At 34.4% G+C, this 22,113-nt stretch carries 19 protein-coding genes and 1 riboswitch; of the genes, 17 read left to right on the top strand and 2 right to left on the bottom strand.

Features of this window, described 5'->3' with window-relative positions; all coding sequences use genetic code 11:
- Positions 1-36: 36 nt before the first annotated feature.
- From panE to J4P91_RS07875, 11 genes are all read left to right on the top strand, one after another.
- Entirely contained in the window at positions 37-951 is a 915-nt protein-coding gene (gene panE, locus J4P91_RS07925; RefSeq protein WP_207993506.1) for a 2-dehydropantoate 2-reductase, read from the top strand.
- 152 nt (positions 952-1,103) lie between these two features.
- Positions 1,104-1,379 (top strand): hypothetical protein, encoded by a 276-nt coding sequence (locus tag J4P91_RS07920; RefSeq protein WP_207993505.1) that lies wholly within the window; start codon positions 1,104-1,106, stop codon positions 1,377-1,379.
- 293 nt (positions 1,380-1,672) lie between these two features.
- The gene (locus J4P91_RS07915) at positions 1,673-2,158 is read left to right on the top strand and encodes a GNAT family N-acetyltransferase (RefSeq protein WP_017152257.1); all 486 of its coding nucleotides are present in this window, start codon (positions 1,673-1,675) and stop codon (positions 2,156-2,158) included.
- 316 nt (positions 2,159-2,474) lie between these two features.
- A riboswitch (cyclic di-AMP (ydaO/yuaA leader) is annotated at positions 2,475-2,620 on the top strand.
- A gap of 145 nt (positions 2,621-2,765) precedes the next feature.
- Complete coding sequence (locus J4P91_RS07910; protein WP_207993504.1) at positions 2,766-4,592, top strand: APC family permease; 1,827 nt, start codon at positions 2,766-2,768, stop codon at positions 4,590-4,592.
- Positions 4,593-5,255: 663 nt separating this feature from the next.
- Positions 5,256-6,779, top strand: a complete 1,524-nt coding sequence (locus J4P91_RS07905; protein WP_207993503.1) for a sensor histidine kinase — start codon at positions 5,256-5,258, stop codon at positions 6,777-6,779.
- A complete protein-coding gene (locus J4P91_RS07900; RefSeq protein ID WP_207993502.1) occupies positions 6,742-7,401 on the top strand; it encodes a response regulator in 660 nt (219 codons plus the stop codon). The genes J4P91_RS07905 and J4P91_RS07900 overlap by 38 nt, the downstream gene beginning before the upstream one ends.
- A 395-nt stretch (positions 7,402-7,796) precedes the next feature.
- Positions 7,797-8,888 (top strand): hypothetical protein, encoded by a 1,092-nt coding sequence (locus J4P91_RS07895; protein ID WP_207993501.1) that lies wholly within the window; start codon positions 7,797-7,799, stop codon positions 8,886-8,888.
- Between the two features lie 975 nt (positions 8,889-9,863).
- Positions 9,864-11,024 (top strand): non-hemolytic enterotoxin subunit A, encoded by a 1,161-nt coding sequence (gene nheA, locus J4P91_RS07890; RefSeq protein WP_207993500.1) that lies wholly within the window; start codon positions 9,864-9,866, stop codon positions 11,022-11,024.
- A 52-nt stretch (positions 11,025-11,076) separates the two neighbouring features.
- Positions 11,077-12,285: a non-hemolytic enterotoxin subunit B gene (nheB, locus tag J4P91_RS07885; protein ID WP_207993499.1), complete on the top strand. Its 1,209-nt coding sequence runs from the start codon at positions 11,077-11,079 to the stop codon at positions 12,283-12,285.
- Between the two features lie 183 nt (positions 12,286-12,468).
- Positions 12,469-13,557, top strand: a complete 1,089-nt coding sequence (nheC, locus tag J4P91_RS07880) for a non-hemolytic enterotoxin subunit C (protein WP_207993498.1) — start codon at positions 12,469-12,471, stop codon at positions 13,555-13,557.
- Positions 13,558-13,929: 372 nt separating this feature from the next.
- Positions 13,930-14,877, top strand: a complete 948-nt coding sequence (locus tag J4P91_RS07875) for a DNA-binding transcriptional repressor DeoR (protein WP_207993497.1) — start codon at positions 13,930-13,932, stop codon at positions 14,875-14,877.
- A gap of 61 nt (positions 14,878-14,938) precedes the next feature.
- Here J4P91_RS07875 and J4P91_RS07870 read toward each other — a convergent pair whose 3' ends face one another.
- Positions 14,939-15,301: a hypothetical protein gene (locus tag J4P91_RS07870; RefSeq protein WP_207993496.1), complete on the bottom strand. Its 363-nt coding sequence runs from the start codon at positions 15,299-15,301 to the stop codon at positions 14,939-14,941.
- Between the two features lie 163 nt (positions 15,302-15,464).
- On the opposite strand from J4P91_RS07870, the gene deoC reads away from it, so the two are divergent.
- The 4 genes from deoC to J4P91_RS07850 all read left to right on the top strand — a co-directional run bounded on the left by deoC (position 15,465) and on the right by J4P91_RS07850 (position 19,203).
- Positions 15,465-16,136 carry a deoxyribose-phosphate aldolase gene (gene deoC, locus J4P91_RS07865; protein WP_207993495.1) on the top strand — a complete coding sequence of 224 codons (672 nt, stop codon included), beginning with the start codon at positions 15,465-15,467 and terminating at the stop codon, positions 16,134-16,136.
- A gap of 112 nt (positions 16,137-16,248) precedes the next feature.
- Positions 16,249-17,430 carry a NupC/NupG family nucleoside CNT transporter gene (locus tag J4P91_RS07860; protein ID WP_207993494.1) on the top strand — a complete coding sequence of 394 codons (1,182 nt, stop codon included), beginning with the start codon at positions 16,249-16,251 and terminating at the stop codon, positions 17,428-17,430.
- 36 nt (positions 17,431-17,466) lie between these two features.
- Complete coding sequence (locus J4P91_RS07855; protein WP_207993493.1) at positions 17,467-18,768, top strand: pyrimidine-nucleoside phosphorylase; 1,302 nt, start codon at positions 17,467-17,469, stop codon at positions 18,766-18,768.
- A 39-nt stretch (positions 18,769-18,807) separates the two neighbouring features.
- Positions 18,808-19,203 (top strand): cytidine deaminase, encoded by a 396-nt coding sequence (locus tag J4P91_RS07850; protein ID WP_207993492.1) that lies wholly within the window; start codon positions 18,808-18,810, stop codon positions 19,201-19,203.
- 149 nt (positions 19,204-19,352) lie between these two features.
- Here the strand turns inward: J4P91_RS07850 and J4P91_RS07845 are convergent, their stop codons facing one another.
- On the bottom strand, positions 19,353-19,583 hold the full coding sequence (locus tag J4P91_RS07845; RefSeq protein ID WP_207993491.1) for a DUF896 domain-containing protein: 231 nt from the start codon (positions 19,581-19,583) through the stop codon (positions 19,353-19,355).
- 506 nt (positions 19,584-20,089) lie between these two features.
- Between J4P91_RS07845 and J4P91_RS07840 the strand changes: the two genes are divergently transcribed.
- Together J4P91_RS07840 and J4P91_RS07835 are read left to right on the top strand one after the other, a co-directional pair.
- Positions 20,090-20,986 carry a LysR family transcriptional regulator gene (locus tag J4P91_RS07840; protein ID WP_017152231.1) on the top strand — a complete coding sequence of 299 codons (897 nt, stop codon included), beginning with the start codon at positions 20,090-20,092 and terminating at the stop codon, positions 20,984-20,986.
- Between the two features lie 58 nt (positions 20,987-21,044).
- Positions 21,045-21,878 carry a YitT family protein gene (locus tag J4P91_RS07835; protein ID WP_207993490.1) on the top strand — a complete coding sequence of 278 codons (834 nt, stop codon included), beginning with the start codon at positions 21,045-21,047 and terminating at the stop codon, positions 21,876-21,878.
- Positions 21,879-22,113: the final 235 nt, after the last annotated feature.

The following is a 22,113-nucleotide window of genomic DNA, read 5'->3' as shown; positions in this document are numbered from 1 at the left end:
AAGTGAAATTTCATGTTTGGAAAAGGGGAGTTCTATATGCGTATTTTAGTATTAGGGGCTGGAGGAGTCGGAGGATATTTTGGAGGTCGCTTAGTAGAAAAAGGGGAAGATGTTACTTTTCTTGTTCGTAGTGGACGAAAACAACAGCTTAAAAAAAATGGTTTAGTCCTTCGTAGTATAAATGGAGATTTCTCTTTCATACCACAATTAATAACAAAAACTGAATCAGTAGCCCCATTTGATTTAATTTTATTTTCAACAAAAACTTATCATCTAGAAGAAGCAATAAACGATTTGAAACCATTTGTAGGTGAGACCACAATTATTTTACCACTATTAAATGGTATAGCCCATCTATCTCCATTACAACAGGTATTTGGTGAGGATAAAGTTATGGGAGGTTTGTGTTTTATTGAAACAACATTAAACGACGAGGGAAATGTTGTTCAAACTAGCACTGTTGACAGGCTTGTATTTGGTGAAATTAACCATCCACATACAGAGCGAATACATCGGATTGCCGATACATTAAAAGGTACAAAAGCAAGTTTTGTTTTGAGTAATCATATCGTGCAAGATATGTGGCACAAATATTTATTTATTACTGTTATGTCAGGTGTGACTACGCTAATGCGCGCACCAATAGGACCAATCCGTGAAAGTGATGGGGGCCGGGACTTGATTCGGAATTTATTTGAAGAAGCAGCACAGATTATGAGAGCATCGGGAGCCCCAATTCATGATCATATTGTTGAAGAACATATAAAGACGATTGATAAGATTTCCTATGATATGAAATCTTCTATGCAGCGAGATATGGAAAAAGGTTCATTCATCGAAGTGGAGTACTTACAAGGATATTTATTGAAATTAGCAAAGCAATTCCATATAGATGCGCCGATGTTAAAAATTATTTATCAAAATTTAAAGATTTATGAAGAGACGTTGTAAGAGAAAGTTTAAACAGTCCATAGAGAGAGTCCTAGGCCTGCTGGTGTGATGTAGTGAATTACTGTAAATGAGATATAATTGGCTTTTGTCTCTTGAAACAAGCTACTGTATAAGGAGAAGAAAATTGGTTGTTATAAGGAGGGGGGATTACATTGATTAAATTTGTCCAAGTTATGTTTGGTAAACCTTGCAAAAAAGGTGAGACGTTCCAAACTAAATTTGCACGTTTTGTTTATTGGATTGCAGTTGTAGGCTACTTTTTTGCGGTGATTCTTTTTGGGATAGGCTCACTTTTTAATGACATATTCATTCCATCCCTTGTAGGCTCTTTATTGTTTCCGTTTATATTTAGATTGGTTTATTATGTGAATTTAAAAATGAATGGTCTCGAAAAAGAAGATGGATATAAAAAAGTACAAATTAGGTAAGTGTATATGAACATTCAATATTTTATCCCACTATTTGCTGATAGTAAGACTCTCACCTCAAAATTTAACGAAAGCAAAGAAGTTATGTGGAGGGAGCAACTGTCTGCAAAAGCCCGATTAGTGTAGGATAGTAATCCCCCCCCTACGGATTAAATTTTCACTTTATAATTCTGATATTTATGAACAATAAAATTGAAAGTCGATATTATAAAAATAGTATCGGCTTTTTCTGATTAACTTAAAATAATAGTGATAATTTCTATTTGATAAAATGGAAAGTTTGGAGGAATAAAATGCAGCGACTAAACTTTAAGAAATTTGAAGTGACAGATTTTAAGGATTACTTCCAATTAGTATCTAATGAACAAGTTATGGCACAAATTACAGAACGAGCGATTCCGTTGAAAGAGGCCAAAGTAAACTATCAAAAGTTATTAGAACGTAATGAAAAATATGAGTTATATGGCTCATATAAAGTTTCCGATAGTGTAACGAATGAATTTATTGGTCTTGGGCATTTCACTTTAAATGAAAAAGAAAGAGAAGAAGCTGAAATTGGCTATATGATATTACCTACTTATTGGGGGAAAGGATATGGTACCACAATTGCAAAACAATTAATTGAATTAGCTAAGCAAACAAAATTGAACGTACTGAAAGCAATTATTGATCCAGAAAATATCCCTTCTAGAAAAATTTTAATAAAACAAGGATTTACATCAGAGAAAATTTGTGAAATTGATGGATTACCTGGAGAAATATTAAGTAGGTTTATATAAGGAAACGTCCTTTTGTTCGGAAATAAATTATGCATTATCTTTATTTGTGCGTACATCATCTTGTTCCTTTGTGGGATCACCGTATAGTTGATTAGGCTCTTCAATTATTTCATCTAAGAATTTATCAGACAAAAAATGATTTTATGTAAATATACCATCCTTTCTAGTCAAACTTGATATGACGCATTATGTTCGTTTATGAAGTAGTATCCTACATAATCATCGCAATTTTTCTATTTCTAAAAATTTAAGCTATTGTTTAAAAATTTTTGTTTACTTTTTTCAAATAAAGGAGTATTATAATCCACAGTTTCAAATTTCTAAATCGCTGAAACCGCATGGTACGGGGGACCCGTTTTTATGGATTATTGCATAATCCAAGGGGTGAATCCTTGAAAAAGGTAGGGCTACTCATAGGCCCGAATCCGACAGCTAACCTCGTAAGCGTTATATTGAGAAGGAAGGTGGAGCTTGTGCGACAAAAAAATTGATGTCTACAAGTTTATTTGTTATGGCTTGTAGACATTTTTTGTTTTCTGAAAAGATAGTTTATTAGTTTTAACAAGCAGAGAATTGTTCGTACAAAATTATTGGAGAGTGGACAGCAGTGGTTTCATCTATAAAAAGATTTTTAATTGGAAGACCGTTAAAGTCAACTGAATTAGGAGAGCAAAAACTTAACAAAACGAAAGCATTAGCTATTCTTTCTTCTGATGCTTTATCATCAGTGGCATATGGTCCAGAGCAAATATTAATTGCACTAGCTACAGTGAGTGCGTTAGCATTTTGGTATTCAATTCCGATTGCAATTGGAGTATTAATTCTGTTAACAGCTTTAATTTTGTCTTATAGACAAATTATTTTTGCGTATCCTCATGGCGGAGGAGCATATGTAGTATCAAAAGAAAATTTAGGGGTTAATCCAGGATTAATAGCTGGAGGATCCTTATTAGTAGACTATATTTTAACTGTAGCAGTAAGTGTATCGGCAGGTACAGATGCGATTACATCTGCATTTCCTAGCTTACATGAACATAATGTAATCATTGCAATTGTATTTGTATTATTTATTACGATCTTAAACTTAAGAGGTGTAACGGAATCAGCTTCCGTTTTAGCATATCCAGTTTATTTATTCGTTTTAGCATTATTTATATTAATTGGAGTAGGAATATATAATATTGTAACGGGTCAAGTTTCACCAGATTTGCATACTCCAATTGGAACACCAGTTGCAGGTGTTAGTTTGTTTTTACTGTTAAGAGCATTCGCATCAGGTAGCTCTGCTTTAACGGGCGTTGAAGCGATTTCTAATGCAATTCCAAACTTTAAAGATCCAGCTCCCAATAATGCTGCGAAAACATTGCTTGCGATGGGATCTTTACTTGCGGTATTATTTTCAGGAATTGTATATTTAGCCTATTATTATGGGATTACTCCTAGTAAAGAAGTGACAGTCGTTTCGCAAATTGCTGAGCAAACATTTGGTCGAAACTTTATGTACTTTTTCATACAAGGTACGACAGCTTTAATATTAATTTTGGCTGCTAACACTGGTTATTCTGCGTTTCCTTTATTAGCAGTTAACCTTGCGAAAGATAAGTTTATACCGAGAATGTTTACGATTAGAGGAGATCGATTAGGGTATTCGAACGGTATTATTATCCTTGGAATTGCCTCAATTCTTTTAATTATTGCTTTCCAAGGGCAAACAGAGCATCTTATTCCACTTTATGCAGTAGGCGTGTTTATTCCATTTACGTTGTCCCAGTCTGGAATGGTGGTTAAATGGATTCGTGAAAAGCCTCAAGGATGGATTTTAAAATTAACGATCAATTTAATCGGTGCTATTATTAGTTTTATCGTTATGAGTATGTTCTTTTTAACCAAGTTTGCACAAGTTTGGACAGTTTTAATTTTCTTACCTGCCATCATTTTTGTTTTTCACCGAATTAAAAAGCATTATGAAGCGGTAGGAGATCAATTAAGTCTTAAAACGTGTGAACCAATTTTGCCGATTGAAGGGAATGTAATTATTGTTCCTGTTGCTGGCATGACTCATGTAGTAGAGAATTCATTAAATTACGCTAAATCCCTTTCACCAGATCAGATCATAGCTGTTTACGTTTCTTTTGAAAGAGAAGATGAAAAGAAATTTGAAGAAAAATGGAAGAAATGGCAGCCTGGAGTTAGACTGGTGACATTGCATTCCCATTACAGAAGTATTATTCAGCCGCTAACCAAATTTATTGATACGGTTCAGTATAAAGCTAGCGAATCAAATTATCGGGTTACTGTAGTAATACCGCAATTTATTCCTAAAAAAGGCTGGCACAATATTCTTCATAACCAATCGAGCTTATTAATTCGTGCATTCTTGCTTTATAAGAGAAATGTAGTTATTACGACAGTACCTTATCATTTGAAAAAATAAAGATTATAGAACAAACAATTTCTAAGGTAGCTTTACTTATGTAGAGCTACCTTTTTATATTAATAGGTTATATACCTTATCTTTGTGTATCCAATCCTTGTTTTAAATTTGGTAGTTCAAAGCTTTTACCACTCCGAAAGTTATTCTTTCTAACCTTGTTAAAATTCTTATTTATCGACTTTCGTTTTTTTTTTTTTTTTTTTTTTTTTGAATAGTCTAACTTTTCGGGGTGTCTACATTTTATAAATGCCTTCAATACTATTAAAATATATAGTTTTTGATTTTTTCTTTAAGAATATTATTATAAAAATGCGTTTTTTATATCTGCATTCTCCATTAAGGAAAATAGTGCAGCTTGTATTTGTTTCTCGATACCAAATTATGATTTTAAGAAGTCGTTAAAACAGAATGAATTATAAGTCGGAAAGGAATTTGATTTATAAAGAAGCAAGAACAGGGTATATTTGTGCACAAATAATTTTAAAAATATACCAGGAAACCCCCTGGTTTATCAAGAAAAAACATATCTAGTATGAATTATATAAAGAAGAACCTTGAGAAAGGAATATAAAAATTCAATACATATCATATAGTAGAGAATAAATTTTAGTAAAAATTGAACAATACGATGGTCACAATACTTTCAATTAGGAAGGAAAAAACATGAAATTTCTACCTCGTTTTGTCCAACATTTCCGCCGCTTGCAGTGGAAATTGACTTTATTTTATGTGTTAACAACCATTGGTGTTCTATTGATACTTGAAGTGGTGGGCTTTCTTATTTCGCTTAATCTCGTGAAATATAATGCAGACCGAATGTTTGAACAACAGATAAGTATACAAGCCCAAAATATATCCTCTAACTTTAACGGACCATTTATTAATCAAAATCAACTGAAGAAAGCATTAGAAGATTGGCCCATTGAAGTAGGAACTGAATTTGATGGATTTTCTGTGGTCACTGATCCTGATGGGAAATTAATTGCAAGTGCTGGAGAGGGTGTGCCTCAGTTCATTGATTTTAAAGAAGAATTTCCTGCGAAAGTTTATCAACATATATATACAGCCCTGTCATTGAAACCATCTGAAGCACGTAAATTAAAAACATATAGCTACCATAAAGGTGGGATTTTATATGTTATTTCTCCATTAGCGAATGAGAAAGATGTTCGTGGGGTATTAGTAGTTAAAGCAGAAAACATACATTTTTCTTTGTTCGATTTTTGGAAGGTTACCTTTCAGTTTTTGGGATTTAGTATTTTGGCTTTCTTGATTGGTGCAGCAATTGTTGGGATTACCTTTGGAATTATCACGTCTCGAAGTCTCGTTCGTCGTATTCAAAAGATATTAAATTCTACAGCTGAATGGAGCCGAGGAGATTTCACAACATTTGTACATGATCCTTCAAAGGATGAATTGGGGCAGTTGGCACGTAAGCTGAATCAGATGGCGAGACAACTAAGTACCTTATTTAGAGTGCGGCAAGATTTAGCGACACTAGAGGAACGTAATCGATTAGCACGTGAGCTACATGATAGTATTAAGCAGCAACTGTTTGCTACATCAATCTGGCTGAATACTAGCAAATCCCTTATCGGAAAAGACGATGACACCGCTAAAGAACATTTGTTAAAAGCAGAAAATGTGTTAAATCAAACGCAGCGTGAGTTAAGTGCGTTGATTCAGGAATTACGCCCTGTTGCGCTTGAGGGGAAGGATCTGGCACATGCATTAAGGGATTATGTGGGGATGTGGCAAGAACAAACGGGTATCATGGTTAATTTGGAGACAAGTGGACAGCAACCAATATCACCTATTATTGAAGAAGCATTCTTTCGCATTACACAGGAGGCACTGAATAATGTTGCACGTCATAGTCAGGCAAATATGGTAATAATTCATCTAGTTTGTGAAGAAGTTGTAACGCTTTCTATTCATGATAATGGTTGTGGGTTTGATATTCAAAGGGTTGATCAACAAGGAGTAGGGTTGTCGTCTATGCGTGAGCGGATTCATGCATTAAAGGGGTACATTGATATCCAAAGCGAGATGGAGAGAGGTGTGAAAATTACCGTTCAATGTAAGCAAACAGACATTCAAGAAGATAACAAGCCGAATGCCAATTGCTATTTAGAAGAGGTGATAGGAAATGGAGAAGGAAGATCTGATTTCGATTTTAATTGTTGATGATCATGCAATTGTCAGACAAGGATTGAATACTTTGTTCACAATTCAACCTGACTTTCACGTAGTTGGAGAAGCAGAAAATGGTGAAAGTGCTACGGCTCTAGCTGCTGAACTTGTGCCAGATATCGTACTCATGGATCTAGTGATGCCAGGTATCAATGGTGTAGAGGTGATTCGAAGAGTTAAACAAGTTAGTCCTCGTTCTCAAGTGATTGTGTTGACTTCTTATCATGAGGATGAGTACATTTTTCCAGCATTACGTGCAGGAGCAATATCATATGTGCTTAAAGACATTGAGCCTAATCAATTGGTTGAAACTGTCAGGAGAGGCGTACAAGGCGAATCCATGATGCATCCACGGGTGGCTGCACGGGTTGTTAATGAGATTCGTGCTACGAAACTGACACCTCTCAATCCGTTTTCCGAGCTAAGTGAACGAGAATTGGAAGTATTACGATTGATTGCTAGGGGGCTCACGAATGCTGAAATTGCTGAAGGGCTTTTCATTAGTGAAAAGACAGTTAAAGGCCATGTTAGTAACATTTTAAGTAAGCTTCATATGCTCGATCGTACGAAAGCTGCTGTTTTTGCCTGGGAACAAGGGTTTATGCGTCCGAATTAGGAAAGAGATTATTAATCTATATTAGACGGTTTCTCATACCAATTCCTTTACGTGGAATTGGTATTTTTATTTTTCGATATTTATAGTTTGCCAACTTACAATCTTGATCGTGCAAATTTTTTTCTAAATGGACCTCTAGAACTGTTTATAAACAGTTCTGTGGATTCGTTTCAAATTGCCCCTTTTATCATAATATGAACTTACTCATCAATATACAGTAGGGAGTTGAAGAATATGGTTTTGAAATTAAATCATATACGACGGTCGAATAATAACCCTTCACAAAATAAATAGAAATGTTAGATGGAAAATCAAATTTCTTTAGTTATTCAAGTGGTAGTAGTCGTTTTTTATGCTAAATTCTAAATTTTTAAATAGAAGGAGCTGTTTTCGGGATGTTAAATGTTAAAAAACAAGCAAAAGGCGGTATTGGGTGGTTATCACTATGGCCAAAATGGATTGGGTATGTTGCGGGTGCATGGTCATTGATGTATTTCATATTAGGTTTGTATTGGACAGTGGGAGGAACTGGGTTTCCCATTGGTATAGGGGATCCGCAACCTGGATATTCAATGTTAGGTGGTCTAAGTCAAGAAATTGGTGCACCTGTGATGGTTGGATTTGGAGTAATGGGAGTCATTGTAGCTGTCATGATGATTCGTGGCTTAGGTAATGGACTTTTACGAATTATATTACTCGCGTTTGTGTATATGTTAGTAGGGATTCTATTATTCGCAGTTATTGACTACCGTGTTTTAGTGACTGTAGCATATGGAATTGTATTTCTGGTTGGAGCGCCATTTGATTTTCCGCATGGATTGAATTTTTTTGAACAGATGATGTACGGGACGATCGTGAATCAATATATTAGTATGCTAGGAGCCTTTTTATGGAGTGCTACTGCTCTAGTCTACCAACGCCAAACACGAAATGCTTGTCCATATTGTGGCCGAAGTAGTAATCCTTCTAAATGGACATCACAATCCTCAGCAGCATCTTGGGGGAAATGGTGCACTTACATTGCAATTATTGTTCCTATCTGTTATTCCATAACAAGATGGTGTTGGGCGATAGGCATTCCACTAGGAACTACTAAAGAATTACTTGATTCTTTTGAACGTGATGCACCTGGAATTTGGTTAATAGGAGCATCGTTGGCTACCGTAGCACTCGGAGGGGCAATTCTTACTCTAGGGCTTATTCAACGCTGGGGAGAACATTTTCCGCGTTGGTTTCCGTTTGTTGCTGGTAAGCGTGTACCTCTTTCATTAGCGATTATTCCTGCTTCACTGGTTTCCATTATGGTTACTTCAGCTGGTTTGATGTACATCCGAAAGGTTATTAATACAGGTGGCTTAGATCATAGGGGATGGGCATTGGAAGGCCCAGAGCTATTATGGCCAATCTGGGGAATAGCTCTGTTTGGTGCTACGATTGCTTACTATTATCGGAGGCGTAATAGATGTAGACACTGTGGTAGTTTGTAGCTTACTTTGCTAATCAAAAAGTAGAAATAAAATGGGTGTCGGTGAATTTTGTTATTGATTTGAAGATAGTAAGGGCTCGCTTTCAAATAATGAATATAGGATGGGACTTACTACCTATGAATAAAAGAGCGGAAAGGAGATGTTTTCATCAGGATGATGATTAATTAATTGTTTTTGATAAAAAGAAGAAATGAGTCGTTTTCTGCAAGGGAGAAAAAGTTTTAAAGTAAGGAAATCTGCTTTGTGAAAAGAGTGTATGCATAATTGCATACACTCGAAATAATTATCTTAATATAATTATTTTCATAAAAATTCTTTTAGAGATAAAGGTGCTTTTCAATGAAAAGTACTCTTATTAATATTTTATAAAGTTAATGTTATTGTATATTGAAATAAAGACAAAAAGCCTATGGAATAGCGAAAGAAAAAATACTCCTTTACGATGAAAAATAGCTGTGTTTAAATGAGGCTACAGTATAAAACTTGAATTTAAACACAACTATTTGTTTTATAATTTTATTAGCGAATTGTGAAAAATGAATAATATTTTTGTGTAACATATGCAATCTATAAATGGAATCTTCCTTCTCAGTTTTATAGGGAATTGGAAGGAGATTTATGGTAGGAAATTCATTCAGTAAATAAAGGTATGATGAATAGCAAATCTGATTTATTTTAAGTTCAAGTAGTACTGCATTTTAAATTTAGTTAATTAAAAAGAGGTGGGTATAGTAAATTATTATTCTATTTTTTATTCAGAAAGTGTTGTTAGTTTGCTTTAAACAAGCAAGCATTAGAATTGTTAATAAAGAAGTAAAAAACTAGCAGTTAGAAATAAAGTTGACACATACTTGAAAACATTTAATAGGTATGGGAACGTTTCCTATATTTACCTATTGAAGGGAAAGAAAAACACACAGGTTATTAAATCTATATGAAATATAATTAGTTACTCATACATTAGGAGGAGTTAAAGTGAAAAAGACTTTAATTACAGGGTTATTGGTTACGGCAGTATCTACAAGTTGCTTCACTTCTGTAAGCGCTTACGCAGAAGGGGGGCAATCTGAATTGAATCCAACATATGTGCAAAATGTAATGGCTGCAAATACATTATCAAACTCGATTAGGATGTTAGGGTCGCAGTCCCCTTTAATACAAGCGTATGGATTAGTTATTTTACAACAGCCAGATATTAAAGTAGAAGCTATGAGTAGTTTGGCGAATCATCAAAAGTTTGCAAAAACGAATGTCCGTGAATGGATAGATGAGTATAATCCAAAGCTTATTGATTTAAATCAAGAGATGATGAGATATAGTACAAGGTTTAATAGCTATTATAGTAAGTTGTATGATTTAGCAGGGAAAGTAAACGAAGATGAACAAACAAAGGGAGAATTCGTAGGAGCATTTAGTAGACTTCAAGTTCAATCACAAACGATTCAAGATAACATGGAACAAACTTTACTTGAGTTAAATCGCTTTAAAGATTTATTGGATAAAGATAGTGCAAGCCTATCTCAAAAGGCTGAAATAGCAATTCAATCATTAAAGGGTTCAAATGGAGATATTGCACAGATAAGAGCGGATATTAAAAGAATTCAAGAAGAGATTCAAGTGGAACTTACAAAGATTTTAAATAGACCAAATGAAATTATTAAAGGCTCAATTAATATTGGGAAGCAAGTTTTTACAATTACGAATCAAACAGCTCAAACGAAAACAATAGATTTTGTATCAATTGGATCTCTTAGCGATGAAATTGTAAATGCTGCAGATAGTCAAACGAGGGAAGCGGCTCTTAGAATTCAGCAAAAACAAAAGGAATTGATTCCGCTTATTCAAAAGTTATCACAAACTGAAATTCAAGCAACTGAAATTACATTTATTGAAGATCAGGTAAAAAGTTTTACAGAGCTAATTAATAGACAAATTACTACTTTGGAATATTTGGTACATGATTGGAAGACACTGAATGAAAATATGCTTCAAATGAAATCGAATCTTGAAACAGGTGTTTCTATTGATAGTAATACACTCCAAAAACAATTCAGTCAGCTTAAAAGAATAAGTGATGAAATGACTAAACAAACGAATCAATTTGAAGATTACGTGACAAATGTAGAGGTACATTAAATATAAGCAGGCTATACATCATAATAATTAATGATATAGGGAGAGAAGAAAAATGACAAAAAAACCTTATAAAGTAATGGCTCTATCAGCAATCATGGCAGTAGTGGCAGCAGGTAATATCCTGCCAGCACATACTTATGCAGCGGAAAGCACAACAAAACCAATTTCGATTCATGCTAGTGTAACAGATGCATCGGACAAATACTCTGAGTATTCGCTAGGGCCAGATGGTTTAAGAGATGCAATGGAACGAACAGGGTCAAATGCTTTAGTAATGGATCTGTATGCCTTAACAATTATTAAACAAGCTAATGTTAATTTTAATGGTATAACGACAGTTGATGATTCTTTAAAAACAAAAGTCGTTCATCATCAAGATGTTGCTAGAGGAAATGCGAACCAATGGCTAGATACAATTAAACCGCAATTGATTTCTACGAACCAAAATATTATTAATTATAATACGAAATTCCAAAACTATTACGATACGTTAGTAACAGCTGTAGATAATAAAGACAAAGCAACACTAACAAAAGGACTTACAAGATTATCTACTAGTATTACAGAGAATAAAGAAAAAGTAGACAAGCTAGTGGAAGACCTAAAAAAATTCCGAAATAAAATGACAGCAGATACACAAAACTTTAAAGGTGATGCGAATCAATTAACGTCTATTTTAGCAAGTCAAGATGCTGGAATCCCACTTATGCAAAATCAAATCACAACGTATAATGAGGCGATTGGTAAATATAACGCAATTATCATTGGATCATCAGTTGCGACAGCTTTAGGCCCAATTGCTATTATAGGTGGTGCAGTTGTAATTGCTACTGGTGCAGGGACTCCACTAGGAATTGGACTCATTGCGGGTGGAGCAGCAGCGATAGGAGGAGGAACAGCTGGTATTGTTTTAGCGAAGAAAGAACTTGATAATGCACAGGCAGAAATTCAAAAGATAACAGGGCAAATTTCACAAGCTCAATTACAGGTAGCTGGCTTAACGAATATTAAAAATCAAACTGAATACTTAACGAATACGATCGATGTAGCTATTACTGCACTGCAAAATATTTCAAATCAATGGTATACAATGGGATCAAAATATAACTCTTTACTTCAAAATGTTGAATCTATTAGTCCTAACGATCTAGTTTTCATCAAAGAGGATTTAAGTATTGCTAAAGATAGCTGGAAAAATATTAAAGATTATGCTGAAAAGATTTATGCTGAGGATATTAAAGTAGTAGACACAAAAGCATAATGAATCACTAATGCTTTATATAGAGATGTTTGACAAATCTTTCAAATACGTAAAGTATGTGATGCAGGTCTCCTGTTCAATTTTGAGCAGGAGATTTTTAATCTCATTATTCGTGAGAATTGTTGAGATAAAGAAGATTTCAGTTGATAGAAGTTTCACTTTATACAAAAAGTAGGTGGAGATATGAATAAGAGGTTTTATAAGAAAATCATGTTGTCAGTGATGGTTCTTGGGGTTACGACAAGTAATATCGTACCACTTCATCCTTTTGCAGCAGAACCAAAAAATCAAATACATTCATTACAAGAAAGTGATAAAAACTATTCCCTTGGTCCTGCTGGATTCCAAGATGTAATGGCGCAAACAACATCTAGTGTATTTGCAATGGATTCGTACGCGAAAACAATTCAAAATCAACAAGAAACAGATTTGGGTAAGATAAGTTCGATAAACGGTGATTTAAAAGAGAATATGCTCAAGCATCAAAAAGATGCAAAAGTGAATGCATCTTTTTGGCTAGATGAAATGAAACCTCAAATTATGAAAACAGATCAAAATATAGTGGAATTTAACGGGACGTTTCAGTCTTATTACAGCAGTCTAATAGCAGCTGTTGACCAAAAAGACAGAGGGAAATTGAAATCTGATTTAGAAAAATTATACAATATTATTTTGACTAATCAGAGTGAAGTGGACAAGCTATTAGAAAAGTTAAAAACGTTTCGAAGTAGAATGGCAGAAGATACAAAAAGCTTTAAAGATGATTCAAATCAGTTAACAGCAGTTTTAGCAAGTACGAATGCTGGAATTCCACTTTTAGAGCAGCAAATCAATACTTATAATGATTCAATTAAAAAAAGTAATGATATGCTGATTGCCGGGTCAGTGCTTTGCGCGGCGTTAATTACTTGTCTTGCCGGTGGACCAATGATTGCTGTTGCCAAGAAAGATATTGCAAACGCAGAGAGAGAAATAGAAAATTTAAAGGCGAGAATTTCTGGGGCGCAGGCAGAGGTAGCTATTTTGACTGATGTGAAAAATAAAACAATAAATATGACGGAAACAATTGATGCAGCCATTACTTCTCTTCACAATATTTCGAATCAGTGGTATACAATTGGTGCTAAGTATAATAATTTGTTACAAAATGTAAAAGCTATCAGTCCTGAGGAGTTTACTTTTATCAAAGAAGATCTGAATACAGCTAGAGATAGTTGGCAGGATGTCAAGAATTATACAGAAAAATTACATGAGGATGTAAAAGTAAAATAAATTGAGGATATAGAAAACGTATATGTTGTAGTAAGGAGAACAAAGAGAAACTTGATGGTGAAAATTTTCACGCTATAATTCGGTCATTTTGAAGTGATTTATCCCGCATTAACGGGCAGTAAGACCCCTACCTCAAAATTCAGCGAAAGTAAAGCCGTTAGGTGAGGGATTACCTGCCTGTAAAAGCCCGATTGGTGAGGGTTAATAATCAGTGGGGATAAAGAACCCCTCACTGATTAAAGTTTCACTTTATCCTTGGGAAGTTGGCTATTAATTCAGATGGTCGAATTTTCAGGAATAAAGCGGTATAATGCTTGTAAGTACAATGCATATGATGTTAGAAAATATAGAAAGGATACATAAATAGTTATTATGGATAAAGAGAAACAACAATTAAGCGTTGAAGTTGCAAGATTATACTACCAATCGGATTATAGCCAACAAGAAATTGCTAATAAACTGAATATCTCCAGACCGACCATCTCAAGGCTGTTAAAATATGCAAAAGAAAAAGGTTTTGTTCAAATTAACATCGCTGATCCATTTGCTGATTTAGATAATGTAGGAAATCTACTTAAAGAAAAATATAATTTATTAGAAGCACATGTCGTATTTTCTCCGGTACCAGAGTATGCGACTATTACGGAATATATTAGTAAGTATGCTGCTGAGTATATGGAGAAGACTGTTACAAAGGGTGATATTGTTGGGGTGAGTTGGGGAACGACGATGTATGAAATCGCTCGAAAGATTGTACCTCAGCATGTAAAAGGAGTAGAGGTTGTTCAACTAAAAGGAGGTATTAGTCACTCGAGTGTTAATACATATGCGAATGAAACGATTGCTTTATTTGCAGATGCCTTTCAAACAACACCACGAAACTTACCGCTTCCAGTTATATTTGATAACGCGGTTACAAAGGAATTAGTCGAACAGGATAGGCATATTCACCATATTATTGAAATGGGAAAACAAGCGAATATTGCAATCTTCACAGTTGGAACTGTTAGGGATGAAGCGCTATTATTTCGATTAGGCTATTTAGATAAAGAAGAAATGAGCTTATTGAAGGAACAAGCTGTCGGTGACATTTGTTCACGTTTCTTCGATGGAGATGGAAATATTTGCAGTGAGGAAATTAATCAGCGTACAATTGGCATTGATTTAGAGGAGTTGCGCTTAAAGAAACGCTCCGTTCTTGTTGCGGGAGGTTCTAGAAAAGTAAAAGCAATTGATGGTGCATTAAGCGGAGGATATGCGAATGTGTTGATTATCGATCAGCATACTGCAAAAGAGCTTTTAAATTATAAAAAAAATTAGAAGTAAAAAGCTCTCTCAAAATAATACTTTTGAGAGAGCTTTTTTGAATATATCGTTTATTTTAGTATGAGTAAATCAGGGTATAGTACCTTGTATAGTATTTATAAGAAACACTCTTCGATTGATCTCCTTTTTCAAAAGTTAGGGAGTTAGCCATTATATCTCTTTCCACAAAAGTCCAACCATCTTCCTCCATCATATTGATAAACGGTTTCATTTTTCCACGTTTTACTAAGTAAGGATATTCATTATCTGTCGGTTCTACTGCTACCATTTCTTTATCTTGAATAACCATTTTTGAAATAGCTATAGCAAATGGTATTGGGTTCCCTTCTTGGAAAATTACTTTCCTTTTTTGAAAAACAAATATAGATAGTGCCATGCACATTAGTAATGCTAGTATAAAGGGTTTCGATTTTAGCAAATGACTCACATCCTTTGTTTCCCGTTTTATATTACAAATAAGATTCGTTTTATTGGGTATAGTTTCCTCCTGAAAAACATTGAACAAAATTTCAAAAGTGTGTTTACATTTGTTCAATTAAGGGTTAGAATGAAGTTGTTAAAAGATATGAGGAGTGAAGAAAATGAACATTGCAAAGTTAATTGATCATACAGTTTTAAAACCGAATACAACAAAAGAAGATGTGATGAAAGTTTTAGAAGAAGCAAAGAAATATAATTTCGCTTCTGTTTGCATTAATCCTACATGGGTAAAATTAGCTGCTGAAGAATTAGCAGGACATGATGTGGATGTTTGCACAGTTATCGGATTCCCTTTAGGTGCAAATACAACTGAGACAAAAGTATTTGAAACAAAAGATGTAATTGCAAAAGGTGCAACTGAAGTAGACATGGTAATCAATGTTGGTGCTTTAAAAGATGGCGATAATGAATTTGTTGAAAAGGATATTCGTGAAGTTGTACAAGCTGCAAAAGGAAAAGCACTTGTAAAAGTTATTATTGAAACTTGCTTATTAACAGATGAAGAAAAAGTCCGTGCTTGTGAATTATCTGTAAAAGCTGGTGCTGATTTTGTAAAAACTTCAACTGGATTCTCAACTGGTGGAGCGACTGCAGAAGATATCGCATTAATGCGCAAAACTGTTGGAGCAAACGTTGGTGTGAAAGCATCTGGCGGCGTTCGTACACGTGAAGATGCAGAAAAAATGATTGAAGCTGGTGCTTCTAGAATCGGTGCAAGTGCAAGTGTTGCAATTGTATTAAATGATAAAGAAGGCGCTTCAGATAACTACTAATTCATAAGAAATGGGAAGTAATAGATACACAAAATGTTAAGGAACATAGTGTATCTATTGCTTTAATAATTGAAAAATATGTAAGCGGATACGGAAAAGGAGGGAGAATTTTATGAAATATGTAATCGGTATCATAGGCTTGATCATTGTGTTAGGTATTGCATGGCTTGCTAGTAATAATAGAAGGAAAGTGAAATATCGTCCTATTATAACGATGATTGTACTGCAGTTTATTTTAGGTTTCTTACTATTAAATACAAGCATCGGGAATGTGCTAATCGCTGGAATTGCAGATGGTTTTGGACAATTGTTAAAGTATGCTGGTGATGGTGTTAATTTTGTATTTGGTGGTTTAGTAAATCAAAAAGAATTTTCATTCTTTTTAGGGGTATTAATGCCAATTGTTTTCATATCAGCTTTAATCGGAATCCTGCAACACATTAAGGTATTGCCATTTATTGTGAAATATATTGGTTTAGCTTTAAGTAAAATAAATGGAATGGGGAAACTTGAATCGTATAATGCTGTAGCTTCAGCGATTCTAGGACAATCAGAAGTATTTATTTCGGTTAAGAAGCAGCTCGGTTTATTATCAGAAAGAAGATTATACACATTATGTGCGTCTGCAATGTCGACGGTTTCTATGTCTATCGTTGGATCGTATATGGTTTTATTAAAACCGCAATATGTTGTAACCGCTTTAGTACTTAATTTATTTGGTGGGTTTATTATCGCTTCGATTATTAATCCGTATGAGGTTACTGAAGAAGAAGACATGTTAGAAGTACAAGAAGAAGAGAAAAAGAGCTTTTTCGAAGTATTAGGGGAATATATAATAGATGGTTTTAAAGTTGCTATTACAGTAGCAGCTATGCTGATTGGATTCGTTGCTTTAATCGCTTTCATCAATGCTGTGTTTAAAGGTGTAATTGGTATCTCATTCCAAGAAATTCTTGGCTATGTATTTGCGCCGTTTGCATTTATTATGGGAGTTCCTTGGCATGAAGCTGTTAACGCAGGTAACATCATGGCGACAAAGCTTGTATCGAATGAATTTGTGGCAATGACAGATTTAGCACAAGGGAACTTTAATTTCTCTGGAAGAACAACAGCTATTATATCCGTGTTCCTTGTTTCATTTGCGAACTTCTCTTCAATTGGAATTATTGCAGGAGCTGTTAAGAGCTTAAATGAAAAACAAGGGAATGTAGTAGCAAGATTCGGTTTGAAATTACTTTTTGGTGCAACATTAGTAAGTTTCTTATCAGCAACGATTGTTGGCTTAATATATTAAAAGTTTCATAGAATATAAAAAGGAATGGTGATTAAGATGAGAATGGTAGATATTATTGCGAAAAAACGTGATGGTAAAGAATTAACAACAGAAGAAATTCGTTTCTTCATTAAAGGGTATACAGATGGATCAATACCTGATTATCAAGTGAGTGCTCTTGCGATGGCCATTTTCTTCCAAGATATGTCTGATCGTGAACGGGCTGACTTAACGATGGCTATGGTGAATTCTGGAGAAACAATTGATTTATCAGAGATTGAAGGAGTTAAAGTAGACAAACACTCAACTGGTGGTGTTGGGGATACAACAACATTAGTTTTAGGACCATTAGTAGCTGCTTTAGATGTACCAGTTGCAAAAATGTCTGGTCGAGGCTTAGGTCATACAGGTGGTACGATTGATAAATTAGAAGCAGTGGAAGGCTTCCATGTCGAAATTACGAAAGAACAATTTATTGATTTAGTAAATCGCGATAAGGTTGCAGTTATTGGTCAAACAGGAAATTTAACGCCTGCTGATAAAAAAATATATGCACTCCGTGATGTTACTGGAACGGTGAACTCAATACCGTTAATCGCAAGTTCAATTATGAGTAAAAAAATTGCAGCTGGTGCTGATGCAATTGTTCTTGATGTTAAAACGGGTGCAGGTGCATTTATGAAAACAGAAGAGGATGCGAAAGAATTAGCACATGCGATGGTACGAATCGGAAATAATGTTGGTCGTCAAACAATGGCTGTTATTTCAGATATGTCACAACCACTTGGCTTTGCAATTGGTAATGCTCTTGAAGTGAAGGAAGCCATTGATACGCTAAAAGGAGAAGGGCCAGAAGACTTAACAGAATTAGTACTTGTATTAGGAAGCCAAATGGTTGTGCTTGGTAAAAAAGCAAATACATTAGAAGAAGCACGTGAAATGCTAATAGAAGTTATGAAGAACGGAAAAGCAATCGAGAAATTCAAAGAGTTTTTACGTAATCAAGGCGGAGATAGCTCGATTGTAGATCACCCAGAAAAGTTACCTCAAGCGAAATATGTAATTGATGTACCGGCTAAAACTTCAGGTGTTGTCTCTAACATTGTGGCAGATGAAATTGGTATTGCGGCAATGCTTCTAGGAGCAGGTCGTGCAACAAAAGAAGATGAAATTGATTTAGCGGTTGGTTTAATGCTACGCAAAAAAGTGGGAGAAGCTGTAAAAGAAGGAGAATCACTTGTTACGATTTATGCAAATCGTGAAAACGTTGAAGATGTAAAAGCTAAAATTTATGAAAATATTTCTGTATCAGAAAAAGCAGAGACTCCTAAATTAATTCATACAATTATTACTGATTAATGGTTAGTAGAATGGAATTTACTTTGAGGAGGAAATAGTATGGATAAAAAAAGATACATTGCAGAAGCGACAAAAATGTTAGAGAAAGCTTATATTCCATATTCTAAATTCCCTGTTGGTGCAGCGTTAGTTACGAAAGAAGATAAAATTTATACAGGTTGTAATATAGAAAATGCTTCTTACGGTTTATGTAATTGCGCTGAAAGAACAGCAATATTTAAAGCGGTATCAGAAGGGGAACGCGATTTCAGTTATTTGGTAATCACAGGTAAAACAGATGGGCCGATTTCACCATGCGGAGCTTGTAGACAAGTTATTGCAGAGTTTTGTGAGCCTAAAATGCCAGTGTTATTGACAAACCTAAAAGGTGATGAAAAAGAAGTAACAGTGGAACAATTACTGCCAGGTGCTTTTACAATAGCGGATTTATCTTGAGTGTAAAAGTGCTTTAAATTATGACGTAATAGAATTAGAGATAATTAGATTACATGCTAAAAAGAGCCAGGATTTCTAAATATAGAAATTCGGCTCTTTTTATGTTGATGTTATTTTGTAAAATGGTTTGTTTGAATCAATATTAGATTTCATTTTTTTAGGTTCATACGATTTTGTGCATGCTGTAAAGCAAGTGGAGTAACGTTTTCTCCGTTAGGATCCATAATTGTCGTATTTAATAAAATGGAATTTAAACTCCCACGAAATTCTTTCGTATAGCTTTGTCTTAACATTTGTTGTTCTTGTTTTTCCGTTTCTTGTAGTCCTGAAGTTTTTTCTTTTTTTGCTAATTCATTAATGCGAAATAATATATTTTTCATTTTCTTCACCTCTTTTTGTTTAACTATAAATTAGTAACTTACTAATTTATAGTTATTTTAATGTTTCTTTTTGATTATGTCAATAGTTGTAAATGAAAAAGCCACCCTTTTCTCCAAGAAGGGGGCTAACTATATTATATTAGATTCATCCATCATTTTTATAAATGATTTCTATTAAAATAATTCATTTTATTTATTTGTATTCTAAATATATAATAGCGATTAGGTGAGTGCACAGGAACTGTTATTTAATGAGTAGTTAGGATAGAGAATAAATGATTTTATTAGAGAATCGCTCAAGTTGAAAATATATGAGATTGTTACTAAAACCAACTAATTGCATGAGAATGATGACTTTTATGATGTCTTGTTAGATAATGGACTGTATTTTCGCGTAAGAAGAAAACGATGTAACTTACATATTCATTTTCTCATTATTATGGAGATATGGATACAACAAGAAAAACATCAAGAAATTATATGATTGTACAACAGGAGGAGTAAGTATGGAGCTGCGCCATTTGAAAACTTTTATTATTGTAGCGGAAAGCGGTGGCTTTACACGGGCCGGTGAACAACTTGGGTATACGCAATCGACAATCACCAATCATATTCGATCATTAGAAGAAGAGATTGGGAGTCCATTATTTGATCGTCTTGGCAAAAGAGTAATTTTAACTGAGGTAGGAGAGCATATGCTTTCTTATGCACATAAAATATTGGAATTATCAAACGAAGCATTGGAATCATCTCAAATGAACGGCAAATCGTCAGGAACAATACGCATTGGAGCGAATGAGTCTTTAATGATTTATCGATTACCTGCTGTTTTATATGAATTTAAAAGGAAGTATCCACAAGTCCATATCATTTTACAACCATCAGAGAGTCAAGAGTTGCATAATGAATTAAAATCAGGGAAATTTGATTTTGCTTTATTTACACATCCGGAACAACTGGGGGCAGACATCGTTACTCATTCTCTTGTTCAAGAGAAGATTGTGCTTATTGCTCCGCCGAAACATCCGTTAACAAAAAAAGTGAGCGTTAGTCCTGCTGATTTAGAAGGAGAAATGTTGTTGCTCACAGAGCCAGGGAGTTATCGAGATTTGCTAGAAAGACGGATTAAAGAAGATGGAATTAATTGTTCCCATATTCATTTTTGGAGTATTGAGGCGATTAAGCAAACCGTTATGTGTGGGCTAGGAATATCTTATTTACCGTTTATAACGGTTAAAGAAGAAGTCGAGCAAGGAAAGCTAAGTGTACTGCCATGGACGTATAGTGAAGATTTCGTTACAACTGAATTGGCGTACCATAAAAGTAAATGGTTAACTCCTGCAATGAAGAAATTAATTGAAATGATAGAGAAACATGCAGAAAAATGGAAAGAATTCGCTTGATTCTCTGAGATGAAATTAGGATAAAAAATATGTATTGGGGTAGATAGGGGGAAAAGTAATGAACGCACGAGTAAAAGAAATAGCACTTGTCGTAATTGGATCATTGTTGTTTGCGATTGGAATTAACTTTTTTGCTATTCCAAATCGATTATCTGAAGGTGGCATTATTGGACTTACAGTTATTACATATTACTTGTTTGAATGGTCACCAGGTACTGTAAACCTTTTAATAAATGCAGTATTACTTGCAATTGGGTATAAGTTTTTTGATAAAAAAACAATGGTGTATACAATACTTGGTATTGTCTCTTCATCTTTCTTTTTATATATCACAGAAGATATTGCGACTCCGGTAAATCATGATACATTATTAGCGGCTCTTTTTGCTGGTGTTTTCGTTGGTGTTGGTTTAGGATTTATGTTCCGTGCAGGTGGTACATCAGGTGGGTCTGCGATCATAGCTCAATTAGCAAACCAATATTTAGGCTGGAGCGTTGGAAAAGGCATATTGATTATTGATATCGTAGTTATTGCAGGTTCAGTATTTATTATTGGACAGGAAAAGGCTATGTATACGCTTGTAGCGGTATTTATAGGTGCAAAGGTTATTGATTTTATTGTAGAAGGATTGAATACAAAGACTGCTGTAACAATTATTTCAAGTTATCCAGACATGATCAGAGAATCTATTATGAAGAATATGACACGCGGTGTAACAGTATTAGAGGGGAAGGGCGGTTACACAGGAAATAACAAAGAAGTATTATATATTGTCATTAATAAACAAGAACTCGTGCAATTAAAGAAAGTCGTGAGTCAAAAAGATGAAAATGCATTTGTTGTCATTCACGATGTACGTGATGTATTAGGTGGTGGCTTTAAAGCGAGTTAAAAAGGCTGGTCTTCAAATTTTGAGGACCAGCTTTTTTGTTTAAGTTGGTAAAAAGATTTACTAGTAGAAGAGTTTAATAATTAAGGATATTGATTATATCAGGATGAAAGGAAGAAGTAGAAGGTGATGTGATTCTACCTGTGTATGGAATACGTTTTCTGATGTTTGGATGGATGATTAATGTATTAATAATTTCTCCTTTATCCCACTATTCGCGGGTAGTAAGACTCCCACC

Source organism: Bacillus sp. XF8 (genome assembly GCF_017498755.1).
Classification (GTDB): domain Bacteria; phylum Bacillota; class Bacilli; order Bacillales; family Bacillaceae_G; genus Bacillus_A; species Bacillus_A bingmayongensis.
The sequence above is the reverse complement of the archived record's forward strand: the minus strand, read 5'-3'. Positions and strand labels throughout refer to the sequence as shown.

What these genes read in the sequence shown, in the direction of transcription:
- panE (WP_207993506.1), top strand. Translation starts at nt 37, where the DNA reads ATGCGTATTTTAGTATTAGGGGCTGGAGGAGTCGGAGGATATTTTGGA.
- J4P91_RS07915 (WP_017152257.1), top strand. Translation starts at nt 1,673, where the DNA reads ATGCAGCGACTAAACTTTAAGAAATTTGAAGTGACAGATTTTAAGGAT.
- J4P91_RS07905 (WP_207993503.1), top strand. Translation starts at nt 5,256, where the DNA reads ATGAAATTTCTACCTCGTTTTGTCCAACATTTCCGCCGCTTGCAGTGG.
- J4P91_RS07900 (WP_207993502.1), top strand. Translation starts at nt 6,742, where the DNA reads ATGGAGAAGGAAGATCTGATTTCGATTTTAATTGTTGATGATCATGCA.
- J4P91_RS07895 (WP_207993501.1), top strand. Translation starts at nt 7,797, where the DNA reads ATGTTAAATGTTAAAAAACAAGCAAAAGGCGGTATTGGGTGGTTATCA.
- nheB (WP_207993499.1), top strand. Translation starts at nt 11,077, where the DNA reads ATGACAAAAAAACCTTATAAAGTAATGGCTCTATCAGCAATCATGGCA.
- nheC (WP_207993498.1), top strand. Translation starts at nt 12,469, where the DNA reads ATGAATAAGAGGTTTTATAAGAAAATCATGTTGTCAGTGATGGTTCTT.
- J4P91_RS07875 (WP_207993497.1), top strand. Translation starts at nt 13,930, where the DNA reads ATGGATAAAGAGAAACAACAATTAAGCGTTGAAGTTGCAAGATTATAC.
- deoC (WP_207993495.1), top strand. Translation starts at nt 15,465, where the DNA reads ATGAACATTGCAAAGTTAATTGATCATACAGTTTTAAAACCGAATACA.
- J4P91_RS07860 (WP_207993494.1), top strand. Translation starts at nt 16,249, where the DNA reads ATGAAATATGTAATCGGTATCATAGGCTTGATCATTGTGTTAGGTATT.
- J4P91_RS07855 (WP_207993493.1), top strand. Translation starts at nt 17,467, where the DNA reads ATGAGAATGGTAGATATTATTGCGAAAAAACGTGATGGTAAAGAATTA.
- J4P91_RS07850 (WP_207993492.1), top strand. Translation starts at nt 18,808, where the DNA reads ATGGATAAAAAAAGATACATTGCAGAAGCGACAAAAATGTTAGAGAAA.
- J4P91_RS07845 (WP_207993491.1), bottom strand. Translation starts at nt 19,583, where the DNA reads ATGAAAAATATATTATTTCGCATTAATGAATTAGCAAAAAAAGAAAAA.
- J4P91_RS07840 (WP_017152231.1), top strand. Translation starts at nt 20,090, where the DNA reads ATGGAGCTGCGCCATTTGAAAACTTTTATTATTGTAGCGGAAAGCGGT.
- J4P91_RS07835 (WP_207993490.1), top strand. Translation starts at nt 21,045, where the DNA reads ATGAACGCACGAGTAAAAGAAATAGCACTTGTCGTAATTGGATCATTG.